This window comes from Thermococcus camini, assembly GCF_904067545.1.
GTDB classification, from domain to species: Archaea; Methanobacteriota_B; Thermococci; order Thermococcales; family Thermococcaceae; genus Thermococcus; species Thermococcus camini.
Genome location: NZ_LR881183.1, coordinates 1,715,757 through 1,738,501 on the forward strand (window position 1 = coordinate 1,715,757; position 22,745 = coordinate 1,738,501).

The following is a 22,745-nucleotide window of genomic DNA, read 5'->3' on the forward strand; positions in this document are numbered from 1 at the left end:
AGAGCTTTGTGGTCTTGTTTATGACCACACAGTCTTTTGCGTTATACATGGTAATCCTCGCCACAGCGGAGGACTTTAAAAAGCTCGCCACGTACGATAAGAGACTGAAAAAAGAAGCAGAAAAGCTGGGCATCAAAAACCCTGCCTCAAATCCTCTCGTAAACCTCCTGGACTATTCTGAGGACAGAGCGGTAGAGCTTCTCGGTAATTATGCCCTCCTCGTAGTGCTCGGTCAGCTTCTCCTTGTCTATTACCTCCTTCTTGCCGTCCGGCCATTTAACGATGTCCACCTCGAGGTCGATGTAGCGGGCCCTGTCAGGATAGATCTCCACCGGCGTGTTTATGTTGTAGTACTCGCCCTTCAGGTTGCCGTCGCGGTCGTAGTAGCGGTGCACAAACCACCACTTTCCTTCCTCTATCTCCGTGATGACGTAGTCGCCAAACTCTATCGGCAGGTCGAGACCATCGTAGAACTTTCCGGGCTTGAGGTGGCGCTTGAAGGTGACCCTGAGCGGGTTCAGGGAAACCTCCTGAACTTCACCGGGCCCTATCTTTATCCTCTGGCCGTCGGGTTTGTTGTGCTCGAGGCTGAAGAGCCAGCCCCTCTTCGGCCCCTTGTTGGCAACGACTGACTCCCAGAAGCCCTGCCTGACCTTCTCCCGCTGGCCCGGCACCTTGGCAAGTATTCCCTCGGCTATCTCCACCGCGAACCCGAGTTCAAGGTCGTGGGCCTTCAGCTGGTGGTGGCCCTCAACTGTCGGAACCACCCTGTTCCGTATCTCGTCGAGCTTCTTCTTCGCCCCGCCACCGAACTCGACCTCGTAAATACTGCGTCCCTCGATCAGAAGGGACGGAGCCGCGTAGGAGTCTGCCCTCGCGAGGGTGTCGGCCAGCTTCGAGAGCGCCACTATCTCATCGCGGAGAAGGTTCCAGTCCTTGTAGGCGGCGGCGGTTCTCCACAGTATCCCCCACTCCCCGAGGTCAACACTCAGACCCAGGATGCGGAGCCTCTCGCGCTCGCTCTGGTCCCTTATCTTCCGGGATATCTTGACGTGCCTCTGGGCACCAACGGGCTTCGGAATCAGAACCGCGTAGTCACCGGGGATCGTCAGGGTGACGCTCAGCTGGGGGAGCAGGTTGTGCTTTTTGACCTGGACGAGGAGTTCGTCGCCCTCCTTGGCACGGGGGAGGTCCTTAACAGGTATCGTACCTATGGCGCTCCCAATGTCCACGTAGACGTATCTCTCGTCCCTCTGAACGACTATTCCCTTGTAGATGCCGTACAGCTGGTAGGGAAGCTTCCGGAAGAAGACATCTATGAATTCGTCCTCAAGGGCAGCCTTAACCTCCTCAACCTTCGTCCCGACGAGGATGACTCCATGGTGGTCCTTCTTGTCATAGACGTCAACATCGAACTCGTCGTAGGTCTTTTCGAGGTTGAAGCGCTCGACGATTTTGTTGCTCGGCTGGGAAATTCCGAAGCCCCTGTCGAGGAACAGCTTGGTGAGGGCAGTGCTGTATATGCCCCTAACCCGGACTGTAACTCCTGTGTCTGTAGACACCTTCACCACCCCTCATCTTCTTTTCCACCACTCCTATGAGCGTGAGACCCTCGAGTATCTCGCCGGCGTCAGCGACACCGCTCAGCTTCTCAACGTTTCTCGCCTCGACCCAGAGCAGTCCCCTGGAGTGCCAGTCTCTCAAAGCAGCTTCAACCTTGTGAACGTCACCGGGATGAGTATAGAGCCTGAGGAGGAACCTTTTAAGGGTACCGAGTTCGGCCTCGAGCGTCTTGACCTTTCTGAGCTCCTCCATTATACCCGTGGGTACCTTTTTTTCCTTTTCGCCTCCAGCAAGGAGCGCCATTCCTTCGACCTCCGAGGTCAGCTCGCCGAGGGCCTTTCTAACTGCGTAATCGTAGACCCTGTGAAACTGAACGAGCCTCTCCATCGCGGTCTCCAGCTTCACACGGGAATCGTAGTCGTCCCTCGAGAGGAGGGAGAGAAGCTCCTCAAGCCGGAACTTCATCTGGTGCTCGTTGCGGTAGAGCTCCTTGGCCTGAGCATCCCCGCTCATCTCGCGGTAAAGGCCCGCGGCCACCTCAAGCTTCTCCCGGGATACAGTGTGAAGAGCCTTAACGGTCTCCAGAAGAGCCTCCCTGTCCTTCTCGCCATAGATGGCAGGGAATTTGTTCTCAAAAGCGGAATGAAGCGATTCCAGACGGGAAAGCCGGGACTTAATCTCCTCAACGTTCATGGGAAAACCCCCTGGCCATAACTTGCCCCCTCCCCCTACTTGTAGTTTTCGATGCAGTCCCGTTCTGGTTATCCGCTACTTTTGGAACTTGTGAACCAATCGTAGCGGATAACCTTCCACCCTCCCATCTTCATCGGCCGGCTTTCGGGGGGAACGGAAACTCCCCACATCTTCAGGGCTCTAAGCGAAATATTCCAAGAGCCGACCACATCACGATCGGCCTCAAAACCACACTTTGGACACTTCAAAACCCTGTGCCCATTCGGGCTTAACTTCTCCCCACATACCGGACACAGGGAGGAAGTGAAAGCAGGATTCACGAAAACAACCTTAACTCCCCTTAGTTTAGCCTTGTATTCAATGGTTGATTGAAGTTTGCGAAAACTCCACCTGTGAAGCCTACCATTCATCTCAGCCGAATACCTAATCGAATCCCGGATTTCCGTCAAGTCTTCCAGAGCAATCCCACCGTATTTCCCAGCAATTTCCACGATTTTGTTAGCCAACTTGTGATAAAGGTCATTAAGCCTGTTTCTTTCTCTCTCCCCATATTTTTCAAGAAGCTCTTTCCTTTTCCTACCTGTTCTCAACTTTCTTTGAATTCTTCGTCTCTTCACGAAGTAACCAGTCCTAATTTCCCGCTCGTGAGTGATGATTTGAACAAACCCGCCATCTGGAAGGCTCAAAGTCACGTTGTTCTCATTCAAATCCACTCCAACGAAAACCTTCGGCTCGCTAACTTCAACCTCCTTCGAGAAAACAACGTTGAGGAAAACGCCCTTTGGCGTTCTAACAAGCCAAGCCTGTCCAACCTTCCAATCCTTAAACCTCTCGTGGTATTTTGCAGGATAAAACTCTAAAGAAATCCTCCCTTCAGGAGTGGAGAGTTTCACGGTTCTGTTCTCTAAATCGAGTTTGAACAAGTGGTCGTCGAGCATTATGACTTCCTTCTTAAAAATAGGCTCCCCCTCAGCTTTCCCCTTCTTCCTCCGCTTCCTAAAACTCTTGAATATTGCAGTGGCCATCTGGCAAGCCGTGTAAAGGTAATGGCTTGGGAGTTCGTGGTATTCTTTGCGTAATCCCTTGTAAGTTTCCTTCTTCAGCCGGTAAAAGCCCGTAACGTTGTTCTCAAAAGCGTAAGTTATGAGAAGGTTCACAATCTCACGATAAGTTTGGAAAAGCTCATCTAATCCTTCAGGAGTTTCCTTCAGCTTGAATTTTGCCGTGAGTTTGATTGTTTCACTCGGCATTTTCCAGCTCCTTTTTTGTTTTCTTAATCCAGTCTTTAATGGCTTCCTCAATTGCAACGCTTAGGACTCCCCTCTTATCTCCATAGCGTTTTTTGGCGAGTTTTTTGAACTCTTCAAGGGTTTCCCCGCTGATGACAAAAGTCGCCTTGGGCATTACTAACCACCATCAAAGAAATACTAAGTTGGAGTATTTAAACCTTGTGCTAACAAAAACCAACAAAAATTACAAAAATTATCAACTAAGAAACAGCCCGGGCATGTTAAACGAAAGCGCTTACCCAAAATCTTTTTTTAAGCTGAAAGGCTAATCCAAGCGGTGCTTCAGATGGTGCTCTACGACCGCTTCGGCAGACCCGCGACCAACCTCAGGATATCCCTCACCCAGGACTGCAACTTCCGCTGCTTCTTCTGCCACCGCGAGGGACAGCACTTCAACGCGAGCCTTGAGCTGACCCCCTCGGAGATAGAGAGGCTCGTCAGGGTGGCGTCGCACCTTGGAATAAGAAAGGTCAAACTTACCGGAGGAGAGCCCACCGTCAGGAACGACATACTTGATGTGGTAAGGCGCATAAGGCCATACGTGGTCGATCTCTCCATGACCACAAACGGGAGCAGGCTGAAGGAGCTGGCGAAGCCGCTCGCCGAAGCGGGCCTCAACCGCGTCAACGTATCCCTTCACAGCCTGAAGCCAGACGTTTACCGCAGAATCACCGGCGTCGATATGCTCGACACGGTTCTCGAGGGCATAGAGGAGGCGGTAAAGTACCTCAGCCCGGTGAAGCTCAACATGACGGTTATGAGGGGACTGAACGACGGAGAGATATGGGACATGGTGGAGTTCGCCGCGAAGACCGGGACGATACTCCAGCTCATCGAACTCGAGGCCCCGAGGGAGATGACGGAGACCAGGTTCTTCAGGAAGTACTTCTACCCGCTCAAGCCCGTGGAGGAGCGGCTGGGGGAAATGGCCGTGGAGACCCGCGAGAGGAGGATGCACCGGAGGAAGAAGTACTTCATCCCCACCGACCACGGAATAGCTGAGGTCGAGGTGGTCCGGGCGATGCACAACACGGTATTCTGCGCCAACTGCACGAGGCTCCGCGTCACGTCGGACGGGAAGTTCAAGACGTGCCTGCTGAGGAAGGAGGACCTCATCGACTTCGTGACGGCCCTCAGGAACGGCGCAAGCGACGAAGAACTCGTGGAGATATTCCGCCAGGTCGTCCTCATGAGGGAGCCCTACTGGAAATAGTTTAATACCCAGACACCCTAGAATAAGTGGTGACTGAAATCGACGCCGTGACCTTTGTGGAAGGACTCCTGCTGGCGGGTGTGTCCGGGTACCTTCTCATCAGGATTAGACTTCTCCACCGTTACGGAGAACTCCACAAAAGGGAATACTCCATGGAGCTGTCAGTTATATTCAGCCTCTTCGCACTCGCGGGCATCGCACTCATGGTCGCGGCAGCCACTGAAAGCGCACCGCCAAGGGCTCCCGATATCGTCGCGCTGACGGCATTCATTGTCATTTCAATCCTCTCAATGAGGGAGCTTCTCAGAAAGACTCCCGGCGTCATCTCGCCTAAGGGAGTTGGAATAAAGGAGTCCAGCGTCTTTCTTGTGGAGAGTGAGAACGAAGCGAAGCTCATGATGAAAACGTTCCACCTGAAGGGCGCTCCGGTGATGGCCATCAGCAGACGCCCCTACGAGGAGTGGGTTTCGAAGTTCGGCTTCAGTCCGAAGACGTTCCTGTGGCTCAGCAACGTCCAGCACCCCCATGCTGTCAGTCCCAGCAGCCTGTACATCCTCAGGGAGGAGGCCGTGAGGTTCATGCGCGAGAACCCTGGAGGGGTTGTCTATGTGGATGGAATCGAGTACATGACGTTCTACTCCGAGTTCAGCACCATAGCGAAGTTTCTCTTCACACTCAGGGACTACGCCCTCACAACCAGGGCGTACGTGGTTGTGCTGGCCTCCCCCGAGGCCCTGGGGCCCACGAAGTTCAACATCCTTGCAAGGGAATTCAGGAGGCCGGATTTCGGAGAGATAGAGGATACCCTCTCAGAGAAAGCCTTTTTCGGAACAGTAAGGAAAGAAGACCTCGAAAGGCTCCTCGAGAACGACTCGGGAGACGTGGAAGAAAAGGTTATGCCAGGGGGACCCGAGAATGCCGGCGATAAGGGTGACAAAAACCGAGGCTGAACCCGTGAAGAGGAGGCTGAAGAAGCTGGGCCTCTACGACGGAAAGAGGCGTCCGAAGCGGGAGGGGGAGTTCGTTCTCCTCCCCGTCCCTGAAGATGAGAGGGTTTATTCGCTCGGCTACGAGGTTCTCCCACTGGAGCTTCCCCTCCGGCCCGAGCGGCAGCTTTACAAGAACCTCGAGAGCGTCCTCACCGGGAGGCTGAGCGAGGAGGAACTGAAGCACCTGCGGCGCTACGACATCGTCGGGGACATAGCGATAATCCAGGTGCCGAGGGAGCTTTCCCACAGGGTGGACGATATCGTATGGGGTCTCAGAAAAGTCCACCCCTTTATCAGGGTCGTGGCCCAGAAGGGCTTCCACGAGGGGGCGTTCAGAATAAGGGAATACTCGATAATCTGGGGGGAGAGACGGCTGGAAACGGTTCACAAGGAGAACGGCGTTCGGATAAAGGTTGACCTCTCGAAGGCATTCTTCAACCCGCGGATGAAGGGCGAGCGGTACAGATTGGCCCAGCTCGTCCGCGACGGGGAAAGGATTCTGATTCCCTTCGCCGGCGTTCTGCCCTACGCCCTCGTCATAGCGCGCTATAAAAGGGTTAAGATCACCGCAGTGGAGCTGAACAGGGAGGCCTACGAGCTCGGCCTTGAGAACATCGAACTGAACCGGGAAAGACTGAGGGGCGAGATAGAGTTCATCCACGGCGACGTTTTTGACGTTCTCCCCGAACTTCCGGCCCACGACAGGGTGATAAGCCCCACGCCGAGGGGCGTTGATGCCCTGGCTCTAACGCTGGACAGGGCCGAGAAATGGCTCCACTACTACGATTTCGTCCACGAGGCCGATGTCGGGGCGTTCAGGACCAGGATACTGGACGCGTGCGCAATGCTGGGAAAGGAGTGCGAGGTCCGCGTAAAGAAGGTGAGCGACTTCAAGCCCCACGTCTTCAAGGTGTGCGCGGACGTTAGGATAAGGTGAATCCTTATTAACCTCAATCGCATTATCCTGATTTGATGGAGGGTCGTATGGAACTGGAGCAAATACTCAGGGTTCTGCACTTCCACGCCCAAGAACTCCGAAAGTTCGGGGTTAGGCATCTCTGGCTGTTCGGTTCTTACGTGAGAGGGGAAGCAGGAAAGAACAGCGATCTGGATGTTTTAGTGGAATTTGAACCTGGAAAAAAGACCTTTGATAACTACATGGAGCTTAAGTTCTTCCTTGAGGAGCTCCTCGGTGTTGAAGTTGATCTAATAACAGTAGAGGCCCTAAAGCCAAGGGTCAAAAAATACGTATGGAGTGAGGCGGTGAGCGTTGAGGGACTATAGGCTGTACATAGAGGACATACTTGAGGCCATTTCCCGAATTGAGGAATACACCAAAGGAATTAGCTTTGAAAAGTTCAGAGCAGAGAAGATAGCAATTGATGCGGTAGTGAGAAACCTCGAAATAATCGGTGAAGCCTGCCGGGGTATCCCGGTGGAGATACAGGAGAGACACCCTGAGATAGAGTGGCGCAAGATAATTGGCCTTAGGAACATTCTCATCCACCAGTATTTTGGAGTAGATGTGGAGCTCATCTGGGACATAGTGAAAAACAAGTTACCAGAGCTGAAAACCAAAATGGAAGAACTCTTGGAGGAGCTTTGAACCTCCTAAATTCAAGCAGAAGCATCCATAGCGGGACGCAGCTTATCGTTTCCCGTGAGGAGCCAAATCTTATATCCCGCAGAATATAAAAACACAAAAAATTTGTATCGCAGAAAATACAAAACGCTCACTTCTTCAGGAAGTCGAACAGCGTCGCCTGCTTGCCCTTCTTCCCGGGCTTGTCCACCTTTCCGGACTCCTTCGGCTCTTCCACGCTCTCCATCTCTTCCTCGGCCTTCTCAAGCTCTTCCTCACTTATCTCCTCCAGGGCTTCCACAGCCTCCTCCTTCGGCCCGGTCTCCCCGGACTCCTTCTCGACCGCGGCCTCCACGTGCCCCTCCAGTTCACCGCGCTCCTTGAGCTTCTTGTGGATGTTGAGGCTCTTTGCCCAGATCGTCCTCGCCCTCTCCCTGTCGCCGGCGATGAACTCCACCTCTTTCTCCGTCAGCTCGAGGAAGACGACGAAGTGCGCCGCAACGTCCGCGCTGTTCTCAAATATTGCCCTGAGGTAGTTGAGGGTCTCCAGCGCCTCCAGCTTTGCCATGTGCATCTCGCTCATTATCTTCTTGACGACCGAATCGCGGAGGCCCCTCTCCGCCTTGCTCTCCGTGAGGAGCTTTATCGTCTTCGGGGGATAAATCCGCACGAAACCCTTCTTTTTGACACCCGCCACGGCAACCCCCGCCGTCATCATGTCCGTGGCGTACTTCCAGAGGCCGTAGTTCCCGGTCCTCTGCGCCCTGCCGAGGTATATGTCAGCCCTGCTCAAAGCTTCGTAGGCCCTCGCTATGTCCTCGGGCCTGTAGTAGACGTAAGGGACGTTCTCGTCTATCCACTGAAGAAGTTCGTGGGGGAACATGTCAACACCGAGCGTTGCCATCCTGGCTTTCTTCGCGTTGTCCGTGGCAAAAATCTGCGCCAGTGCCTGGAAGACGCTCTTCTCGGTGTCGCGGTAGGCCAGAACCTGGGCCGCGTCCTCGACCCCGCCCGTGACGACGGTCTGCAGATCGTTCACCGCGGCACGGAGGTCGCCGCCCGCGTGCTTGGCGATATCGTAGAGCAGTTCCTTTGGAACCCTCTTACCCTCGTGGTGGAGTATCCTGGCGAGGGCTTTGATGATGTCGCGCTGGGTCAGGCGCTTGTACTCCACTATCTGCGCCCTGCTCCGTATCTCCCTGGGAACCTCCCAGTAGTGGTTGGCGCTCATTATGATGGGGTTTCTGGCTTTGTCGATGAGCTTCGCTATCTCCCTCGCCCCCGTCGGCTCGATGTTGTCGGCCTCATCCAGGAATATGAGCTTCCGCCTCTTTCCGAGGATGTCCATAGTGTAGGCGGCCTGAACGTAGCGCTCTATCTTCTCGTACGTCCTCTCGTCGCTCGCGTTAAGCTCTATGACCTCGAAACCATACTCCCTGGCCAGGGCATAGACGGTGGTCGTCTTACCGGTTCCGGGCGGCCCAGCGAGGATGAGGGCCTTCTTCTTTGGGGGCTTCCCCTCCAGCCACGCCCCTATCCAGGCCTTAACCTGCTCTATGGCCTTGGTCTGACCGACTATCTCATCCAGCCGTCTCGGCCTGTACTTCTCGACCCAGGGCACTTCCCTCGGCATGGCCATCACTTGCCCATTATGGTGAACTGCGCCAGGAGAGCCTCGAGCTGTATCATCTCGTTGGCGCCCTCAACGAGGCGGAAGTTGTACTCCCCTATCTTGTCCGCCAGTGCAACTTTCCTGTCCTCGGGAATCGGCAGGTTGAAGACCTCCCTGTGCATCTGGATCAGCACGTCCTCGCCGCTGAGGCCCTGCTTGAGGAGAATCTCCCTGAGCTTCTCCCTCGCCTTGAGGAAGTTGCCCTCCAGTGCCAGGTTCATCATATCACGCACATCCTCCGGCCTGGCCCTGCTCGCAACGAGGAAGACGTTCTCGTCGGTTATCGTTTTATCGAGCGCCGCGGCCGCCTGCAGGACGTTTATCGCCCTCCTGAGGTCACCCTCGGCAACGTACAGTATGGCCTGAAGGCCGTCCTCCGTCAGCTCAAGCCCCTCGTTCTCGGCTATGTACCGTATGCGCTCGGCCACGTCCTCGTCGTTGAGGGGCCTGAAGCGGAAGATGGCGCACCTCGACTGTATCGGCTCGATTATCTTTGAGGAGTAGTTACAGCTCAGGATAAACCTCACATTGTTCGAGAACATCTCCATCGTTCTCCTCAGCGCCTGCTGGGCGTCCTGGGTTAAAGCATCTGCCTCGTCGAGGAAGATTATCTTGAAGTTCGCCCCGCCTATTGGCTTGGTTCTTGCGAACTCCTTCACCTTCTCCCTAATCACGTTTATGCCCCTTTCATCGCTCGCGTTCAGCTCGAGGAAGTTGTGGCGCCAGTTTTCACCGAAAAGCTCCCTCGCAAGGGCCAAAGCCGCAGTTGTGTTGTGGAGAACCGTTGGAAGGTTCCCGCCGATGAAGTTATGGTATTTGGGAACGTGGAGGTCGTAGATTACGAAATCGCCTTTGAGTTTTTCGACATCAACTATCTCGTCCCAGAGGAGCTCGTTCTGGGCGAGGAAGATAAGGTAGGCAACGCCCCTCTTGAGCTTCTCGTCGTTGAGAACCTCCCTCAAGAGCCTCAGCTCGGCTTTCCTTATTTCTTCGAGGGTTTCTATCTTCCCCGTGTTGCTCTCAAGGACCACCCTGACGCTTGAATTCCAGGTTCCAACAAGCCGTCCAATCTCAGCGTAGCTGGAATACTTCCTGGCAAAGGTTCTCATGGCCTCTATTGTCTCCTCAAGCCCAATTCCAAGGGCTTTTGCGATCCTGAGGTAGTTCTTTAAGCTTGGCTTCCGCTTACCATTAATGTATTCAAGAATCCGATCCGCCCTTATCCCAGTCTTCTCCGCTATCTCCTTCCTTCTCCTAGCGACCTCGTCCCAGTCTATAACTATACTCCTTGACAGAGCCTTTTCGAGCCTATCGAGCTCATCGAGGTGGTGGTAGATCTCTTTCATTAGCTCCCAAGCTATCCGTTTAGCCTTTTCCGGACTCCATCTGATTTTGTCGTCGTAAAAGTTAAGCTTGAGCCTATTTCTAACGTAGGAAATTAGCTCTCTGTCGGCATAAAGCGAGCCGAGGTTGGGGTTCGGTCTCTTCACCAAAGCTTCGGCTTTTTTCCTCTTTTCCTCCACTGAAAAACCAACCTCAGAAAGGAAGCGTGAGATGTTTTCCGTGCCGGAGATGACCACGTAATAGTAGGTGCGTCCCTTAACGATCCGGTTTTTAACCTTGGCAACCACTCCAAGCCCTGCGAGTGCATAAGTTACCTGTTCCGCCATCTCCCTGCTCGCAGTCGAGAGAACTATACCGTTCTTCTCCACTCCGGCATCGCAGTCGAAGTACGCCCGTAGGAAGGAGCGCAATCCCTTCCATCCCTGCTGAGGTATGTAAACTCTGTGAGCTTTTCTGCCTGCAAGGCCAAGGCTCTTAACGAGCTCCTTCGCCACCTTCGAGTTCACGTAAACATCCGGAGCGCGGTTTTTGTGAATTCTTTCTTTGATTTTTGCATCAGAGAAGAGTCTCTCGGTAAGCTCCATAAAGCGCTTTCTAAGCTTTTCGTCCGTGTTCGTAAAAGTGATGACATTGCCCTGAGCATCGGAGTGTCCGTCGCCGATGAAGTAACCGAGCCATTCTGACAGAGGATCCTCATCAAGCACAGCCGGAAGGAAGCGCGGAACGGCCAGTCTATCTCCCGGTTTAAGCTCCTCGGCCTTAACCCACTCAGTTTTTCCATTCTTTCTGTTCACAAGGAGAGGGTGGTAGGGTGTAACCTTAAGCTCCCTGCCAAGCCTCGTCATTATTCTGACGAGTTCATCTGTCCTATCCTTGTAAACGTACTCGACGGGCAACTCAGTGAGTTTACCATCTTCGTTAATGCCAAGAACCCTAAGACCTTTAACAGGGGTTGGGCCAAACCTGCCGTTGCTCACCTTCTCGACGAGCTCTCCTATAGTTGTCAGCTCACCGTTGGCTATGACTTTGGCATCACCCGTGAGGCACTTTCCAACGCCGGGCGGCCCGGCAAATAAAAGGTGCGGCATCGAGCCGGTTTTGGCGTAGTGCTTGAGCCTCTTGACTATGTGAGCCTGACCGACTATATCATCGAGCCGCTGGGGCCTGTACTTTTCAACCCAGGGCTTTTCGAGAATCTTAACTTCCTGAATCTCTTCCGGCATGGTTATCACCCTACTACCGGGGCATATGGATTTCCGGGGTATTAAGCCTTTTGCCTGTCTGTGTACCGAAGGGGGCACTGCAAAACTTTTATACCTCGATGACCAAAAAACGACCGGTGGTTCTCATGGCAAAGCTGGACTGGATTAGGGAAGAGCTCAAAGAGCTCAAGGATAAGGGCTTGTATGTAACCATAAGAAAGCTCGAGAGCTCCCAGGGCCCCTGGGTCGTCGTTGACGGAAAGCGCGTTCTCAACATGTGTTCGAACAACTACCTCGGTTTAGCGGCCCATCCCAAGATAAAGGAGGCCGCGATAAGGGCAATCCTCGACTACGGTGTCGGTGCCGGAGCCGTCAGAACCATAGCCGGAACCATGGAGCTCCACGTGGAGCTCGAGGAGAAGCTCGCCAAGTTCAAGAAGAGGGAAGCCGCTATACTCTTCCAGAGCGGTTACAACGCCAACCTCGGCGCGTTAAGTGCTCTGCTCACCAAGAAGGACAACGGTGTCTTTATCAGCGAAGAGCTCAACCACGCGAGCATCATAGACGGAATGCGCCTCAGCGGCGCCCCGAAGGTCATCTACAAGCACCTCGACATGGAGGACCTCAAGAAGAAGCTTGAAGAGAACAAGGACAAGGAGAAGAAGATAATCGTCAGCGACGGTGTCTTCTCGATGGACGGTGACCTCGCCCCGCTGCCGGAGATGGCCGAATTAGCTGAACAGTACGATGCAATGCTCTACATAGACGACGCCCACGGTGAAGGCGTTTTGGGAGACAGCGGAAGGGGTATAGTCGACCACTTCAAGCTCCACGACCGCGTTGACTTCGAGATGGGTACGCTGAGCAAGGCCTTCGGTGTCATCGGCGGCTACGTCGCCGGACCGGAGGAGGCCATAGAGTACCTCAGGCAGCGCGGAAGACCGTTCCTCTTCTCAAGCGCACCCAACCCGCCCGATGTCGCGGCAGCTATAGCGGCCGTTGAGATACTCCAGCACAGCGATGAGCTGGTTAAGAAGCTCTGGGACAACACCCACTTCCTCCAGAACGGGTTGCGCGAGTTGGGCTACGACCTCGGCAACACCAAGCACCCGATTACGCCGGTCATGCTCTACGACGAGAAGACCGCCCAGGAGTTCTCAAAGCGCTTATACGACGAGTACAACATCTTCGCGCAGGCGATAGTCTACCCGACCGTCCCGCTCGGAACCGCCCGTATAAGGCTCGAACCTTCAGCGGCCCACAGCAAGGAGGACCTCCAGTACGTTCTGGATGCCTTTGAAGACCTCGGAAAGAAGACAGGCTTTTTGAAGTGAACCTGTTTTTACATCTTTTTCCAGTTTTAGTTCGAAATACCAACTACTGCCTCCCTTTTCTGTGTTGGATAAAAACCAAGAATTACCTGATCCATCCCACATCCACCGAAAAATATAATTCTTGGGAGAGAATACAATAAAATGTGTAATAACCAGGTTATGACGGGGGTGCCCCCGATGACCCTGATTCCAGCCATACTGGTGGAGATTTCATTCGTGGGTGTATCCCTCCTGGCCCTCAAGTACAGGGGTGGGTTCACATCCCACTACCCAGAGCTTAAGAGGTTCTATGATTACACCCTTTCCGCCTTCATTACAGGGGCAGCGGCCAAGTTCACCTTCTTGTTTTTGGACCTCAGGGACAACGGTATGATCGCCCTGACCCCTGAGGAGGCATCACTGATAAACACCGGGGGCAACGCACTTATCTTAGTCGCAACAGCTATGTTCTTAATTGGCTGGGCAAACCTTCTAAAGGCCCTCATGGAGAGGTACGAGCTGATACCCGTGGTCGAGTTCGCCGAAAATGAAAGGGGAAACGTCCTCAAACCCGGTCTCCACCTCTGCAACCTACCGAACTGCTACCCGGTGATAGCCAAGCTCCTGCGCGGAAGGGCTGGATTGATAGTCTCAAGGCACCCACCCGAGGTCATCAGGCAACGCCTAAAAATCGAGAAAACCCCAGTACTCTGGCTGACCACGATCAGGAGCAAGAACACGGTTTCTCCCACCAGGCTTGAGTTCCTCCTCCAGACGATGGTGGACTTCATGAGAAAGACAGAGGACCCGAAGGTCATTTTCCTGGACGGAGTCGAGTACCTGATACTAGAAAACGGCTTTGCTCCAGTGTTTAAGTTCCTGACTACCCTAAAGGACTACACCACCATCTACAACACGGTGGTTATAGTCCCCCTGTACACGGAGAGCATGGATGAAAGAGCCGTGAACCTTATGTACAGGGAGTTTGAGAGGCTGAGGATGGAACCCCCGTGAACTGAAAGCTTAAAACTGACTCAAGCACCACAGAAGGTGAACAGACAGGAGAATTTCAGATAGATAACAACGAAAATTACCGCGGCGATGAACCCCGTGGCGAGAGCAAAGTTGAGTGCTCTGTTCTTCTCCCAGGCATCATCGCGGTCGTAGGGGAGGACAAATAGATAATCCAGAAGGGGAATAATTCCCACAAAAATCAACGGCCACCATATTAGGAGAATGCCACCGCGGAGCAAGAAGAAACAGAAGACAGGAATCAAGGAGAGCGCAAAAATCTTAAGGAGGCATTTCCTCCCAGGCCAAAGCCCAAGGTAAACCCTACCAGCCAGAAGACGGACTACGAACCAGGGAGCACCGACCATGCCCCAGACCAACAGGAAAACCACCGATGCAAGGGATAACACGCCCCAGCCCATTCAGAACTTCACCCATTCTATTTTATAGTACACCACGTCGTTGTCCTCGTCAACGACGGCCATCACCATGTTCTTCCTGACGCCGTGGGCCACTCTAACTCGGGCAGTAATGTCGTTCGGGGAAAAGCGCATGTTTTCAGGAACGACCCATATCAGCCACTGGGAGTGCTCGTCCATTCCGCGCCTGTAAACGCGGAAGTGGGAGCCGAACTTGAGGGCTGACTTGACGGTGTAGCCCCTGTCTCGCAAATCCGTGTAAACGAGCAGCTTAATGTCGAACTGGTCGTCCCTCTTCCTCCCGAGTTCGACCAGCTCCCTGAAAGAGAGTTCCTTTTCACCATCAAAGACCCTTATCTTGCCCTTTTCCATGAGGTATGCTGCCTCTATGAGCGAGAGAAAGAGCTTCCCGTTAATGACTTCCCCAAAGTAGCGCTTGTTGTAGAACTGGTTTATCGCCTTTTCACGCTCGCTGAAGACTCTGTCGCCGCTCAGCTGGAAGATTACCGGCTCCTTCAATTCCTTCCACCCCATTCTTCCGCGGGCAGGAGCATGTAATAAGCATCCTCCCCGTCGGCGTAGTAGCCTATTATTCGCTTTATCCTCCTGAAGCCGAAGCGCTCGTAGAGCTTTATGGCATTTTCGTTGCTAACCCTTACTTCCAGGCCTATGTAGCGGGCCCCCCTGTTTATGAGCCTTTCGATGACCTCGGTGAGAAGGGCGGAGCCTATGCCGTTGCCCCGGTACGCCGGATCGACGGCTATGCTCATGATGTGGCCCTCGAGGTCCGGTCTGAGGTAACCCATAACGTAGCCGACGACCCTTCCGTTGTACTCGGCGACCAAAAAGGTGTCCGGGTTGTTCTCCAGGAAAACAAGGAAAACGCCCCTCGGGTAGTCCTCCCTGAAGGACTCGCGCTCTATCCTCATGACGTCTGGGATATCAAAGAGCCTGGCGGGCCTTATGGCCACCATGGCCAGTGGGATCCTCCCCCCAAATTGACGGATGGAGACGCTCATATGATATTCTACGCGCCAGAGCTTTTAAGGGTTGAGGGAGCTATCGGTGCCCCCAAAACATTCCAGCGTCCCGTTTCGAAGGGTGAGCTTTCAAGAAATAGGGAATAAACAAAAACAGGGAACTCACGAAATTGATGCCGCAACCCCGGTGAGCATCTCCGCGTAGTCGAAATCGACCCCCTCCATATAGGCCGTTATCTTGTCTCCCGTTCCCCACCTGTCATCCCCTGCGAGGACGATGACAACCTGTCCGCTTCTCCAAACGCCCGTTCTTATGAACATCCCTGCCTTCCCAGTCCGAACCGCGTTCTGCTCCTCCGTGCTCAGAACCTGCCGCACGTAGGCCCCAACACCGCCGTAGGCATCCGGGCCGCCGAGTATCACCACCACCTCGGCGCCCTTGTGGGAGTCGAACTCATCAGCGGTGACCCGTTTCACAGAGAAGCCCAGCGCCTCGAGCTGAGAGGCGAGGAGTCTACCTTTTATGCTCCAGTCGATATCGTTGGCAAGTAATATGACCTCCGGCTTCTCCGGCTCGGCATAGGAGATGCTCCAGTTGATGAGTCCCTTCAGGACATTGAACTCGTCTTTACCACCGGCTTCAAGCTCAAACGAGACGTATGTGGCCCTGTAGTCCCCATCGCTGGCCAGGATAGCCCCGCTGTAGTCGGAGGTGCGCGCCAAAAGGACAGGGTATCTCCCCCCAACGGCATGGAGGAGCCTCATCCTTTCAAGGAACTTCCTCTCAAAGCTCAGCTCCATCACGGTCCCGTTGTGCTCAAAGGCCACCCCGCTGTCCGAGACCGAAACCCCGGTGAGAACCTCAGGAAGGAGAAGGGAAACCGCCGCCGAGAAGTTGAATTTCTGTCCGGTCAGCCCTTCCACAGCCCCCTCCGCCTGGCGGAGCCTCAACCCGTTCTCGTTAGCGAACTTCGCAAGACTCCTCTTTGCAATACCGAGCTGGGTCTCGGACAGAAGGCACTGCCAGCCGACGACGGTGGAGACGTTCAAACTAACCTGGCCCCCGTCAAAGGGCCCCTGCTTCATGAACACCAGGGGGTAACCGGTGTTCACGTTCATCGTCATCACAGGGACGTCGCTCATGTTGAGTGCGTCCTTGATAGCCATAGCAAGCTGGAGGTGTTCCATGCGGAGCATCGAGGCAACGCTGACGTTTCCGGGTGAGCCTATGTGCTGGGGATTCGTGGAGTCCAGCAGGGTTCCGGCGGTGACTATCAGACCGGCATGGGTTGACCGGAGGTAGTCCTCAAGGGCATTCATCTCCTCGCTGTCCAGGCCCCAGTCCGGCACCCACAGGTTTGAGAGTACAACGACCTGCGGCTGAAACTTTTCGAGAGCCTCCGGAAGCTCATCCGGGGAGACGATGCTGATGTTGTAGTCCCTCGCGAGGAACTCCCAGTGGTGCTCCACAAGGAACTGTCCCGCACCCCTGTTGAGGGATCTGAGGACGGCCTCAAAATCCGAGAGATTGTAGTGATAGAATGCCCGGGATGCGTTTACCTGCGCGGTGACCCAGTCAAAGGAACGCTCGAATGCCAGGGCTTCAACGGAGGGATCGACTATCAGAACCCTCGGGCCCTCTGGATTGACGACATAATACGTGTAGACAGGGCTAAATGAGACGTGGTTCTCAACGTCGGTGACCTTTATTTTGAACTCAACCCTGCTCCCCGCGGGAAGGCCAGGTATGGTGAACCTGCGGTAGAAGACGTAGAAGTTCTGACTCTCCCCATAGAACCTCGCCCTCAGAGACGCCACCACAGGGTTCTCAGCTGTCGTTCTCAGGTAAGCCTCCTTCCACTCGCCGTCGTTTATCCGGTAGTACGCTTCAATCTTGCCCGGGCCCGTTGTGACACCGTAGTCATCGGCCACGAGGAAATAGATGGTATACTCGGTGTACGGTGCAACCACTGAACCCTCCGGGGGATTGCCCACTATTACTATTGGAGGCTGAGGGGCAGTCACTATCACGGTCGGGGACGCGACCGGCAAGGCCAGGACAAGCAATAACAGCGTCGTAAAAAGCGCGGCGGTTTTATTCGTACCCATCACCCCTACACACTACAACCCCGAACTATTTATCTTTTCCTTTCGAGCACCGCACCCAAAAGCTTTAAACGCCTGGACAAATAATCCGACCCCATGAGGAGATGGCTTCCCGCGCTAGCACTGCTCTCGGTGGTTTCCCTCTTCCTGGGCACATATGTGGGCTCCGTTAGCCTCAGCCCCTCGGACGTGACGGCCGGCATAGCCTACGGGATAAAATCGACCCTGTCGGCCTTCTTCCCAGGAATTTTCCCCGGCGAAAGACCGAAGGCCTTCATCATCGTGTGGGAGCTCCGCTTCCCCAGGGTTCTGTTGGCCTATCTGGTCGGACTCTCCTTAGCTTCCGCCGGTGTGGCGAGTCAGGCGCTCTTCCGCAACCCCCTGGCCGACCCGTACATAATCGGCGTGAGTGCCGGGGCTGGGATAGGTGCGGCGCTGGGGGCTATCTACGCCCCCCAGCATATGGGCGGCCTGGCCCTGACCTCGGCCCTGCTCTCGGTGTTCATAGTTTACTCCGTCTCAAGGGTTGATGGAAAAGTTCCCGTCGATACGCTCCTCCTAGCGGGAATAGCCTACGGCTTCCTGGCGAGCGCGGTAACGTCGTACCTGGTGATAACCCAGGGGCCCCGCGGGCACCTCACATGGATGTGGCTCATGGGGACGTTCAACGGAAAGGGCTGGGAAGACGTCGTTGAGATGTTTATCATTGCACTCCTTGGCGTCGGCTTCCTCGTATGGAAGTGGCGCGAGCTGAACCTTATCCTCCTGGGGGAGGAGAGCATAGCCCTCGGCCTTGATCTGCACCTCTACCGGAAGCTATTCATAGGTGCGATAGCCCTCCTAACGGCATTCGCCGTTTCAACCGCAGGAATAATTGGCTTCGTCGGCCTTGTCAGTCCGCATGTAATGCGCCTTCTCCTCGGTCCGAACCACAGGGAACTGACCCCGGCAAGTGCCCTCTTCGGGGGCGTTCTCCTCGTCTTCGCAGACCTGCTCGCCAGAACCGTCGCAAAGCCGACGGAACTGCCCGTCGGCATAATAACCGCCCTGATGGGGGCGCCCTTCTTCCTATACCTCCTGATGAAGCACAAGAGGGGGGAGCTGTACTCATGACGATGAGGCTGGAGGTTAGGATTTCCTTCGCCTACGGCGAGAGAGAGGTTCTCAGAGGGGTGGAGTTCACGGCGGAGATGGGTGAGCTTCTAACAATAATCGGGCCGAACGGTGCCGGAAAGAGCACCCTGCTGAAGGCCACGGTCGGTATTCTGAGACCGACGGGGAGCGTGAGGCTCGACGGAAGGGACCTGCTCTCAATGAGGCCGCCGGAGAGGGCAAGGCTCATAACCTACGTCCCGCAGAGCTCCTTCCCCGAGTTCGCCTTCACCATCGAGGAGTTTGTTGAGATGGGTGCCTACGCGACAAGGGGCAACGTTGAGGCGGCTTTAAAGCGCGTCGGCCTCTGGGAGCGCAGGAAAGAGCCGGTTACGAACCTGAGCGGCGGCGAGTACCAGCTGGCCCTGATAGCGAGGGCCTTAGCACAGGGGAGCGAGGCGATACTCCTGGACGAGCCGACGAGCCACCTGGACATAAACCACGCCCTCATGGTGATGGAACTGCTGAAGGCCCTCAAGAAGGAGAAGATAATCGTGGCCGTTCTCCACGACCTCAACCTGGCCCTCCGCTACGCGGACAGGCTGGTCCTCCTGAAGGAAGGAGAAAAGTACTGGGAGGGGAAGCCATGGGAGCTGAAGCCGGAGACTATTGAGGAGGTCTACGGAGTGAGGGCGAGGATAGCGGAGGTCGATGGCCACCGGGTCCTTCTAGCTGGGATTTGAAAGCCAGTATAAGAGACGGCCGGGAAGAGGCCAGTTATGTTCTTTACCCTTTACTCATACTCCAAACGAACGAAAGGCCCATCGGTTTTTCCGAGCCTTAAGAGTAAACGTTATAAGTTATCATTAAGCAATAGCATGTGGGGTTCACAATGGTGAGAAAGAAACCCCTGTTAGTGGCATTACTGCTGATCCTCCTGGGAGGAACCACAGTAGGGGCTTTGAACTACACGGCAGGCAACGAAGACTCCGTAACCAGAATCCTTGGTTACGACGTGTACAAAATAGAAGGCTCGGGCAACTACATCATCTACTACCCTCTACCCAACGGAAGCGTTAAAGTGCTGAAGAAGGGAAAAGCCGGCAGCTTCTTCCCGACTTTCGTCAAAGTACCCAGGCACGAGTGGATAAAGGAACTCTCAACGGACGAGAAAGCCCTCTACGCCCCACCAACTCCCCTAATACTCTACATCACGAAGGACGGAAAGCTGGGAGTGAAAAGCATAACCTCAAGCAGAATCAAGCTCGAAAGCGAAAAGACGCTGAACCTGAAGGGGGACTATCAGGTTCAGGCAAAGGGTTCGTGTCCACGGGGCTGGATAGACTTTGGAGGAAGGTACTGCCTCAACCCCCAATGGGACCTGTACTTTGACAGCAGGGCAAAGGCAAAAACCTTCGACGAATGGGTTTCAGTGATGGGATTGAAGATTGAGAATTGGGCCACAGAAAAAGTCGATTTTGACTGGCACCTTGTGCTCAGCAAGAGCACCTACAGCTACTGGACGGTCGGGATTGATGTAGGGCCGTTTACGGTTCTCAGCGTATCCAAGGGACACCACTTCGAGGGATGGGCACTTGATGTATACTACAAAACAAATGGCCCAGTCCCTATTTATTCTAGAACATGGGAGAGGTATCTTAGCATTAGGGTAGAGTATATAGTGGCCCACGCCAAAGTCCCTGCATACGATAAACTCACGAAAAGGTATGTGGACATAGGGATAGTACAGACATACCCAATCAAGATCCACAGCACCGGAGATTACAACATTAAAGAGCTGGGAGAAGGATGGAGGTTCGAAAAATCCGCAGGACAGAATCCTCCAAAAATTACGAAGACTCCCAACATCTGGAGCATCTCAAGAGAGGCAGAATGGAAGAGAAAGTGGATTGGTAATACTGGAAACTGGGAGGAGGCAGTATTCATAAAGCAGCTTCAGGCCAATTCACTTTCCTCCAAGTCAAGTCTGAGCATCCCAATAGGCTACGCCGCTGGAAATTATCTCACGGGTATAAGCCCAACCCTCGGAAAACTGGCCAGCGCACTCAGCCTAACATTTGGATTTCACAAGTATATGAACGCTGTATCAATTGCAGTGTACGATGTGGACATCAAACCAAGAAAGAACTGCTACTCTATGTACAGTGTTCTGGGTGTAAATGTTGGAACGGAGAGGATAAAGGTAAACGTTCCAGTGGTATTCAGTATCATAACGGACGGTGGGTCGTCATCTCCCCCTTGCAATCCAAGAACCGGTGTATGTGTAGAATCTACGAGCCCGCGGGAAAGATAAGGGAACTAACTCTTCTTTCTATTTTTCAAATATCCAGCAACCGCCGTGCGAACAGAGGTTTCTATCACATGAGAGTACGCAATGGGAAAGACAGCCCAAGGATTCGGAACACTGAACAATTAAAGACAGCCCAGGGATACCACAGGGTTCTTCTCGCCAACGTCTAGCAAAGGTTTAAAACCCGGCGTGAGAAGAAGGGTCAAGGGGTGAGAGAATGGAAACTAAGAAAACCGGTACCACCACCGTGGGAATAAAGGCCAGAGATGGTGTTGTTCTGGCCGCGGATACGCAGGCTTCCCTCGACCACATGGTCGAGACCCTCAACATCAGGAAGATAGTTCCCATCACCGACAGGATAGCGATAACCACCGCGGGAAGCGTTGGCGACGTTCAGGCACTGGCGAGAATGCTTGAGGCCGAAGCCAGATACTACCAGTTCACCTGGAACAGGCCCATGAGCACCAAGGCCATGGCGAACCTGCTCAGCAACATACTCAACGAGAACAAGTGGTTCCCCTACCTCGTCCAGATAATCATCGGCGGCTACGTGGAGGAGCCGACCTTGGCGAACCTCGACCCGATGGGAGGGCTTATCTTCGACGAATACACGGCAACTGGCTCTGGGAGTCCCTTTGCCATAGCGGTTCTTGAGGATGGCTTCAAGAAGGGCATGAGCGTCGAGGAAGCGAAAGAGCTCGCGATCAGGGCCGTCAAGACCGCCGGAAAGAGGGACGTCTACACCGGCAGCAGGAAGGTCCAGGTCGTCGTCATAACGAAGGACGGCATGAAGGAGGAGTTCGTCGAGTTCAAAGAGTGATGGTTCAAAGGTTGCACCAAAGCCCTTTTTAATTCCCTTTTCGAGTTGATAGCATGCGGAATCTCTCGGAAAAGCTGGCGGTTCTCGGGCTGATAATACTGCTCATTTCATCGCTCTACGCAGCCGAGAGACTAACCGTCAACCCGAACACGGTTCTAAGTCAGGTAAACGGGATACTCGACCAGGTTCAGGAGATAAGGAACCTCACATTCAAGGAGAGGCCGAAGATAGTGGTTCTCACGAAAAGCGAGGCCCTGGCCAAATGGAAGCCCGGAAAAGCCGACATCGAGAGGATGAAAACCGAGGAGCTTACCTACAAGATGACCCTCCTTCTTCCCCCGGACTACCAGTACATCAAAAAGGAGAGGGAGAGGAGCGCCAACTGGATAGCCGCGACGGTTGGGGATACCATCTACATCATCCAGGAGAACTTCATGTCAAACCTCGACGTCGCCCAGAGGACGATAGCCCACGAGTCTGTTCACGTCCTCCAGAAGCAGTGGTTCGACGCGCGCTATGGAGCCGACACCTACGATGGGACGATAGCTATCCAGTCACTAATCGAAGGTGACGCCGACCTCGTCGCGGACCTCTACTGCGAGAGGAACGGGATTCCGATACACAAGATACGCTCCCTGGGCGGGGATCCGCTCACAGACCTCCACATCTTCCCATACGTCTTCGGCGACAGTTTTGTGCGGTATCTGTACGATAAAGGTGGCTGGAAGCTTGTCAACGAGGCTTACAACCGATATCCCGTCTCGGCGCAGCAGGTCATGCATCCGGAGCTGTACCTCGAAAACGTTACCCCCCTCAACGTCACCCTGAACTCACCGCCAAACTCTCGGATTCTCAAGGAAGATAGACTGGGAGAATACTACGTCTACCTACTCCTCAGGGACGTTGCGAAGCTTGACAACGAGACCGCCTGGAACGTCTCGAGTGCGTGTCGGGGTGACAGGCTCCTCCTAAGTAGGAACGCGACGGGTTACCTCCTCCAGTGGAGGGTCGTCTTCTCAAGCGAGAACGCCGCGAAGACCTTCGGGGAAACCCTCTCCAAGCTCGCGGAGGGAAACACCTACGCGAACTACACGATAAGAATCGATGGAAGCTCCGTTCTCCTGATCGCCGAAAGGAGGGAATAAA

General features: G+C 54.3%; 22 protein-coding genes. 12 read left to right on the top strand and 10 right to left on the bottom strand.

What is annotated here, in order from left to right:
• Window positions 1–146 precede the first annotated feature (146 nt).
• The 4 genes from TIRI35C_RS09415 to TIRI35C_RS09430 all read right to left on the bottom strand — a co-directional run bounded on the left by TIRI35C_RS09415 (window position 147) and on the right by TIRI35C_RS09430 (window position 3,660).
• Window positions 147–1,562, bottom strand: coding sequence for a DUF402 domain-containing protein (locus tag TIRI35C_RS09415; protein ID WP_188203195.1), 1,416 nt, complete (start codon window positions 1,560–1,562; stop codon window positions 147–149).
• Complete coding sequence (locus TIRI35C_RS09420; protein WP_188202636.1) at window positions 1,528–2,256, bottom strand: hypothetical protein; 729 nt, start codon at window positions 2,254–2,256, stop codon at window positions 1,528–1,530. The genes TIRI35C_RS09415 and TIRI35C_RS09420 overlap by 35 nt, the downstream gene beginning before the upstream one ends.
• 68 nt (window positions 2,257–2,324) lie before the next feature.
• A complete protein-coding gene (locus TIRI35C_RS09425; protein ID WP_188202637.1) occupies window positions 2,325–3,506 on the bottom strand; it encodes an RNA-guided endonuclease InsQ/TnpB family protein in 1,182 nt (393 codons plus the stop codon).
• Window positions 3,496–3,660, bottom strand: coding sequence for a hypothetical protein (locus TIRI35C_RS09430; protein WP_188202638.1), 165 nt, complete (start codon window positions 3,658–3,660; stop codon window positions 3,496–3,498). The genes TIRI35C_RS09425 and TIRI35C_RS09430 overlap by 11 nt, the downstream gene beginning before the upstream one ends.
• Window positions 3,661–3,834: 174 nt before the next feature.
• Between TIRI35C_RS09430 and moaA the strand changes: the two genes are divergently transcribed.
• Genes moaA through TIRI35C_RS09455 form a run of 5 tightly spaced genes read left to right on the top strand, consistent with a single transcriptional unit; the run spans window position 3,835 to window position 7,353 of the window.
• Entirely contained in the window at window positions 3,835–4,758 is a 924-nt protein-coding gene (gene moaA, locus TIRI35C_RS09435; protein WP_188203196.1) for a GTP 3',8-cyclase MoaA, read from the top strand.
• Between the two features lie 29 nt (window positions 4,759–4,787).
• The gene (locus tag TIRI35C_RS09440; protein WP_246454742.1) at window positions 4,788–5,708 is read left to right on the top strand and encodes a DUF835 domain-containing protein; all 921 of its coding nucleotides are present in this window, start codon (window positions 4,788–4,790) and stop codon (window positions 5,706–5,708) included.
• A complete protein-coding gene (gene taw22, locus TIRI35C_RS09445; RefSeq protein ID WP_188202639.1) occupies window positions 5,674–6,684 on the top strand; it encodes a tRNA (guanine(37)-N1)/4-demethylwyosine(37)-methyltransferase Taw22 in 1,011 nt (336 codons plus the stop codon). The genes TIRI35C_RS09440 and taw22 overlap by 35 nt, the downstream gene beginning before the upstream one ends.
• 35 nt (window positions 6,685–6,719) lie before the next feature.
• A complete protein-coding gene (locus tag TIRI35C_RS09450; protein ID WP_246454743.1) occupies window positions 6,720–7,031 on the top strand; it encodes a nucleotidyltransferase family protein in 312 nt (103 codons plus the stop codon).
• On the top strand, window positions 7,018–7,353 hold the full coding sequence (locus tag TIRI35C_RS09455; protein ID WP_188202640.1) for a HepT-like ribonuclease domain-containing protein: 336 nt from the start codon (window positions 7,018–7,020) through the stop codon (window positions 7,351–7,353). The genes TIRI35C_RS09450 and TIRI35C_RS09455 overlap by 14 nt, the downstream gene beginning before the upstream one ends.
• A 127-nt stretch (window positions 7,354–7,480) precedes the next feature.
• Here the strand turns inward: TIRI35C_RS09455 and TIRI35C_RS09460 are convergent, their stop codons facing one another.
• Complete coding sequence (locus TIRI35C_RS09460) at window positions 7,481–8,968, bottom strand: replication factor C large subunit (RefSeq protein ID WP_394354775.1); 1,488 nt, start codon at window positions 8,966–8,968, stop codon at window positions 7,481–7,483.
• Complete coding sequence (locus tag TIRI35C_RS09465; RefSeq protein ID WP_188202641.1) at window positions 8,968–11,568, bottom strand: replication factor C small subunit; 2,601 nt, start codon at window positions 11,566–11,568, stop codon at window positions 8,968–8,970. Before TIRI35C_RS09465 ends, TIRI35C_RS09460 begins: the two co-directional genes overlap by 1 nt.
• A 125-nt stretch (window positions 11,569–11,693) precedes the next feature.
• On the opposite strand from TIRI35C_RS09465, the gene TIRI35C_RS09470 reads away from it, so the two are divergent.
• Together TIRI35C_RS09470 and TIRI35C_RS09475 are read left to right on the top strand one after the other, a co-directional pair.
• Window positions 11,694–12,881, top strand: a complete 1,188-nt coding sequence (locus TIRI35C_RS09470; RefSeq protein WP_188203200.1) for a glycine C-acetyltransferase — start codon at window positions 11,694–11,696, stop codon at window positions 12,879–12,881.
• Between the two features lie 177 nt (window positions 12,882–13,058).
• The gene (locus tag TIRI35C_RS09475; protein WP_188202642.1) at window positions 13,059–13,874 is read left to right on the top strand and encodes a DUF835 domain-containing protein; all 816 of its coding nucleotides are present in this window, start codon (window positions 13,059–13,061) and stop codon (window positions 13,872–13,874) included.
• A 20-nt stretch (window positions 13,875–13,894) separates the two neighbouring features.
• On the opposite strand, the gene TIRI35C_RS09480 is transcribed toward TIRI35C_RS09475, so the two are convergent.
• From TIRI35C_RS09480 to TIRI35C_RS09495, 4 genes are all read right to left on the bottom strand, one after another.
• On the bottom strand, window positions 13,895–14,293 hold the full coding sequence (locus TIRI35C_RS09480) for a hypothetical protein (protein WP_188202643.1): 399 nt from the start codon (window positions 14,291–14,293) through the stop codon (window positions 13,895–13,897).
• Window positions 14,294–14,809 (bottom strand): tRNA-intron lyase, encoded by a 516-nt coding sequence (endA, locus tag TIRI35C_RS09485; RefSeq protein ID WP_188202644.1) that lies wholly within the window; start codon window positions 14,807–14,809, stop codon window positions 14,294–14,296.
• Entirely contained in the window at window positions 14,806–15,309 is a 504-nt protein-coding gene (gene rimI, locus TIRI35C_RS09490) for a ribosomal protein S18-alanine N-acetyltransferase (RefSeq protein ID WP_188202645.1), read from the bottom strand. Before rimI ends, endA begins: the two co-directional genes overlap by 4 nt.
• A 123-nt stretch (window positions 15,310–15,432) precedes the next feature.
• Window positions 15,433–17,379, bottom strand: a complete 1,947-nt coding sequence (locus TIRI35C_RS09495) for a hypothetical protein (protein ID WP_246454744.1) — start codon at window positions 17,377–17,379, stop codon at window positions 15,433–15,435.
• 93 nt (window positions 17,380–17,472) lie between these two features.
• On the opposite strand from TIRI35C_RS09495, the gene TIRI35C_RS09500 reads away from it, so the two are divergent.
• The 5 genes from TIRI35C_RS09500 to TIRI35C_RS09520 all read left to right on the top strand — a co-directional run bounded on the left by TIRI35C_RS09500 (window position 17,473) and on the right by TIRI35C_RS09520 (window position 22,744).
• Window positions 17,473–18,489 carry a FecCD family ABC transporter permease gene (locus TIRI35C_RS09500; protein WP_188202646.1) on the top strand — a complete coding sequence of 339 codons (1,017 nt, stop codon included), beginning with the start codon at window positions 17,473–17,475 and terminating at the stop codon, window positions 18,487–18,489.
• 2 nt (window positions 18,490–18,491) lie between these two features.
• On the top strand, window positions 18,492–19,211 hold the full coding sequence (locus TIRI35C_RS09505; protein ID WP_188203202.1) for an ABC transporter ATP-binding protein: 720 nt from the start codon (window positions 18,492–18,494) through the stop codon (window positions 19,209–19,211).
• Window positions 19,212–19,348: 137 nt separating this feature from the next.
• On the top strand, window positions 19,349–20,782 hold the full coding sequence (locus TIRI35C_RS09510) for a hypothetical protein (protein WP_246454746.1): 1,434 nt from the start codon (window positions 19,349–19,351) through the stop codon (window positions 20,780–20,782).
• A 214-nt stretch (window positions 20,783–20,996) separates the two neighbouring features.
• Complete coding sequence (gene psmB / locus TIRI35C_RS09515) at window positions 20,997–21,599, top strand: archaeal proteasome endopeptidase complex subunit beta (protein ID WP_188202647.1); 603 nt, start codon at window positions 20,997–20,999, stop codon at window positions 21,597–21,599.
• Window positions 21,600–21,652: 53 nt separating this feature from the next.
• Window positions 21,653–22,744 (top strand): hypothetical protein, encoded by a 1,092-nt coding sequence (locus TIRI35C_RS09520; RefSeq protein ID WP_188202648.1) that lies wholly within the window; start codon window positions 21,653–21,655, stop codon window positions 22,742–22,744.
• Window position 22,745: the final 1 nt, after the last annotated feature.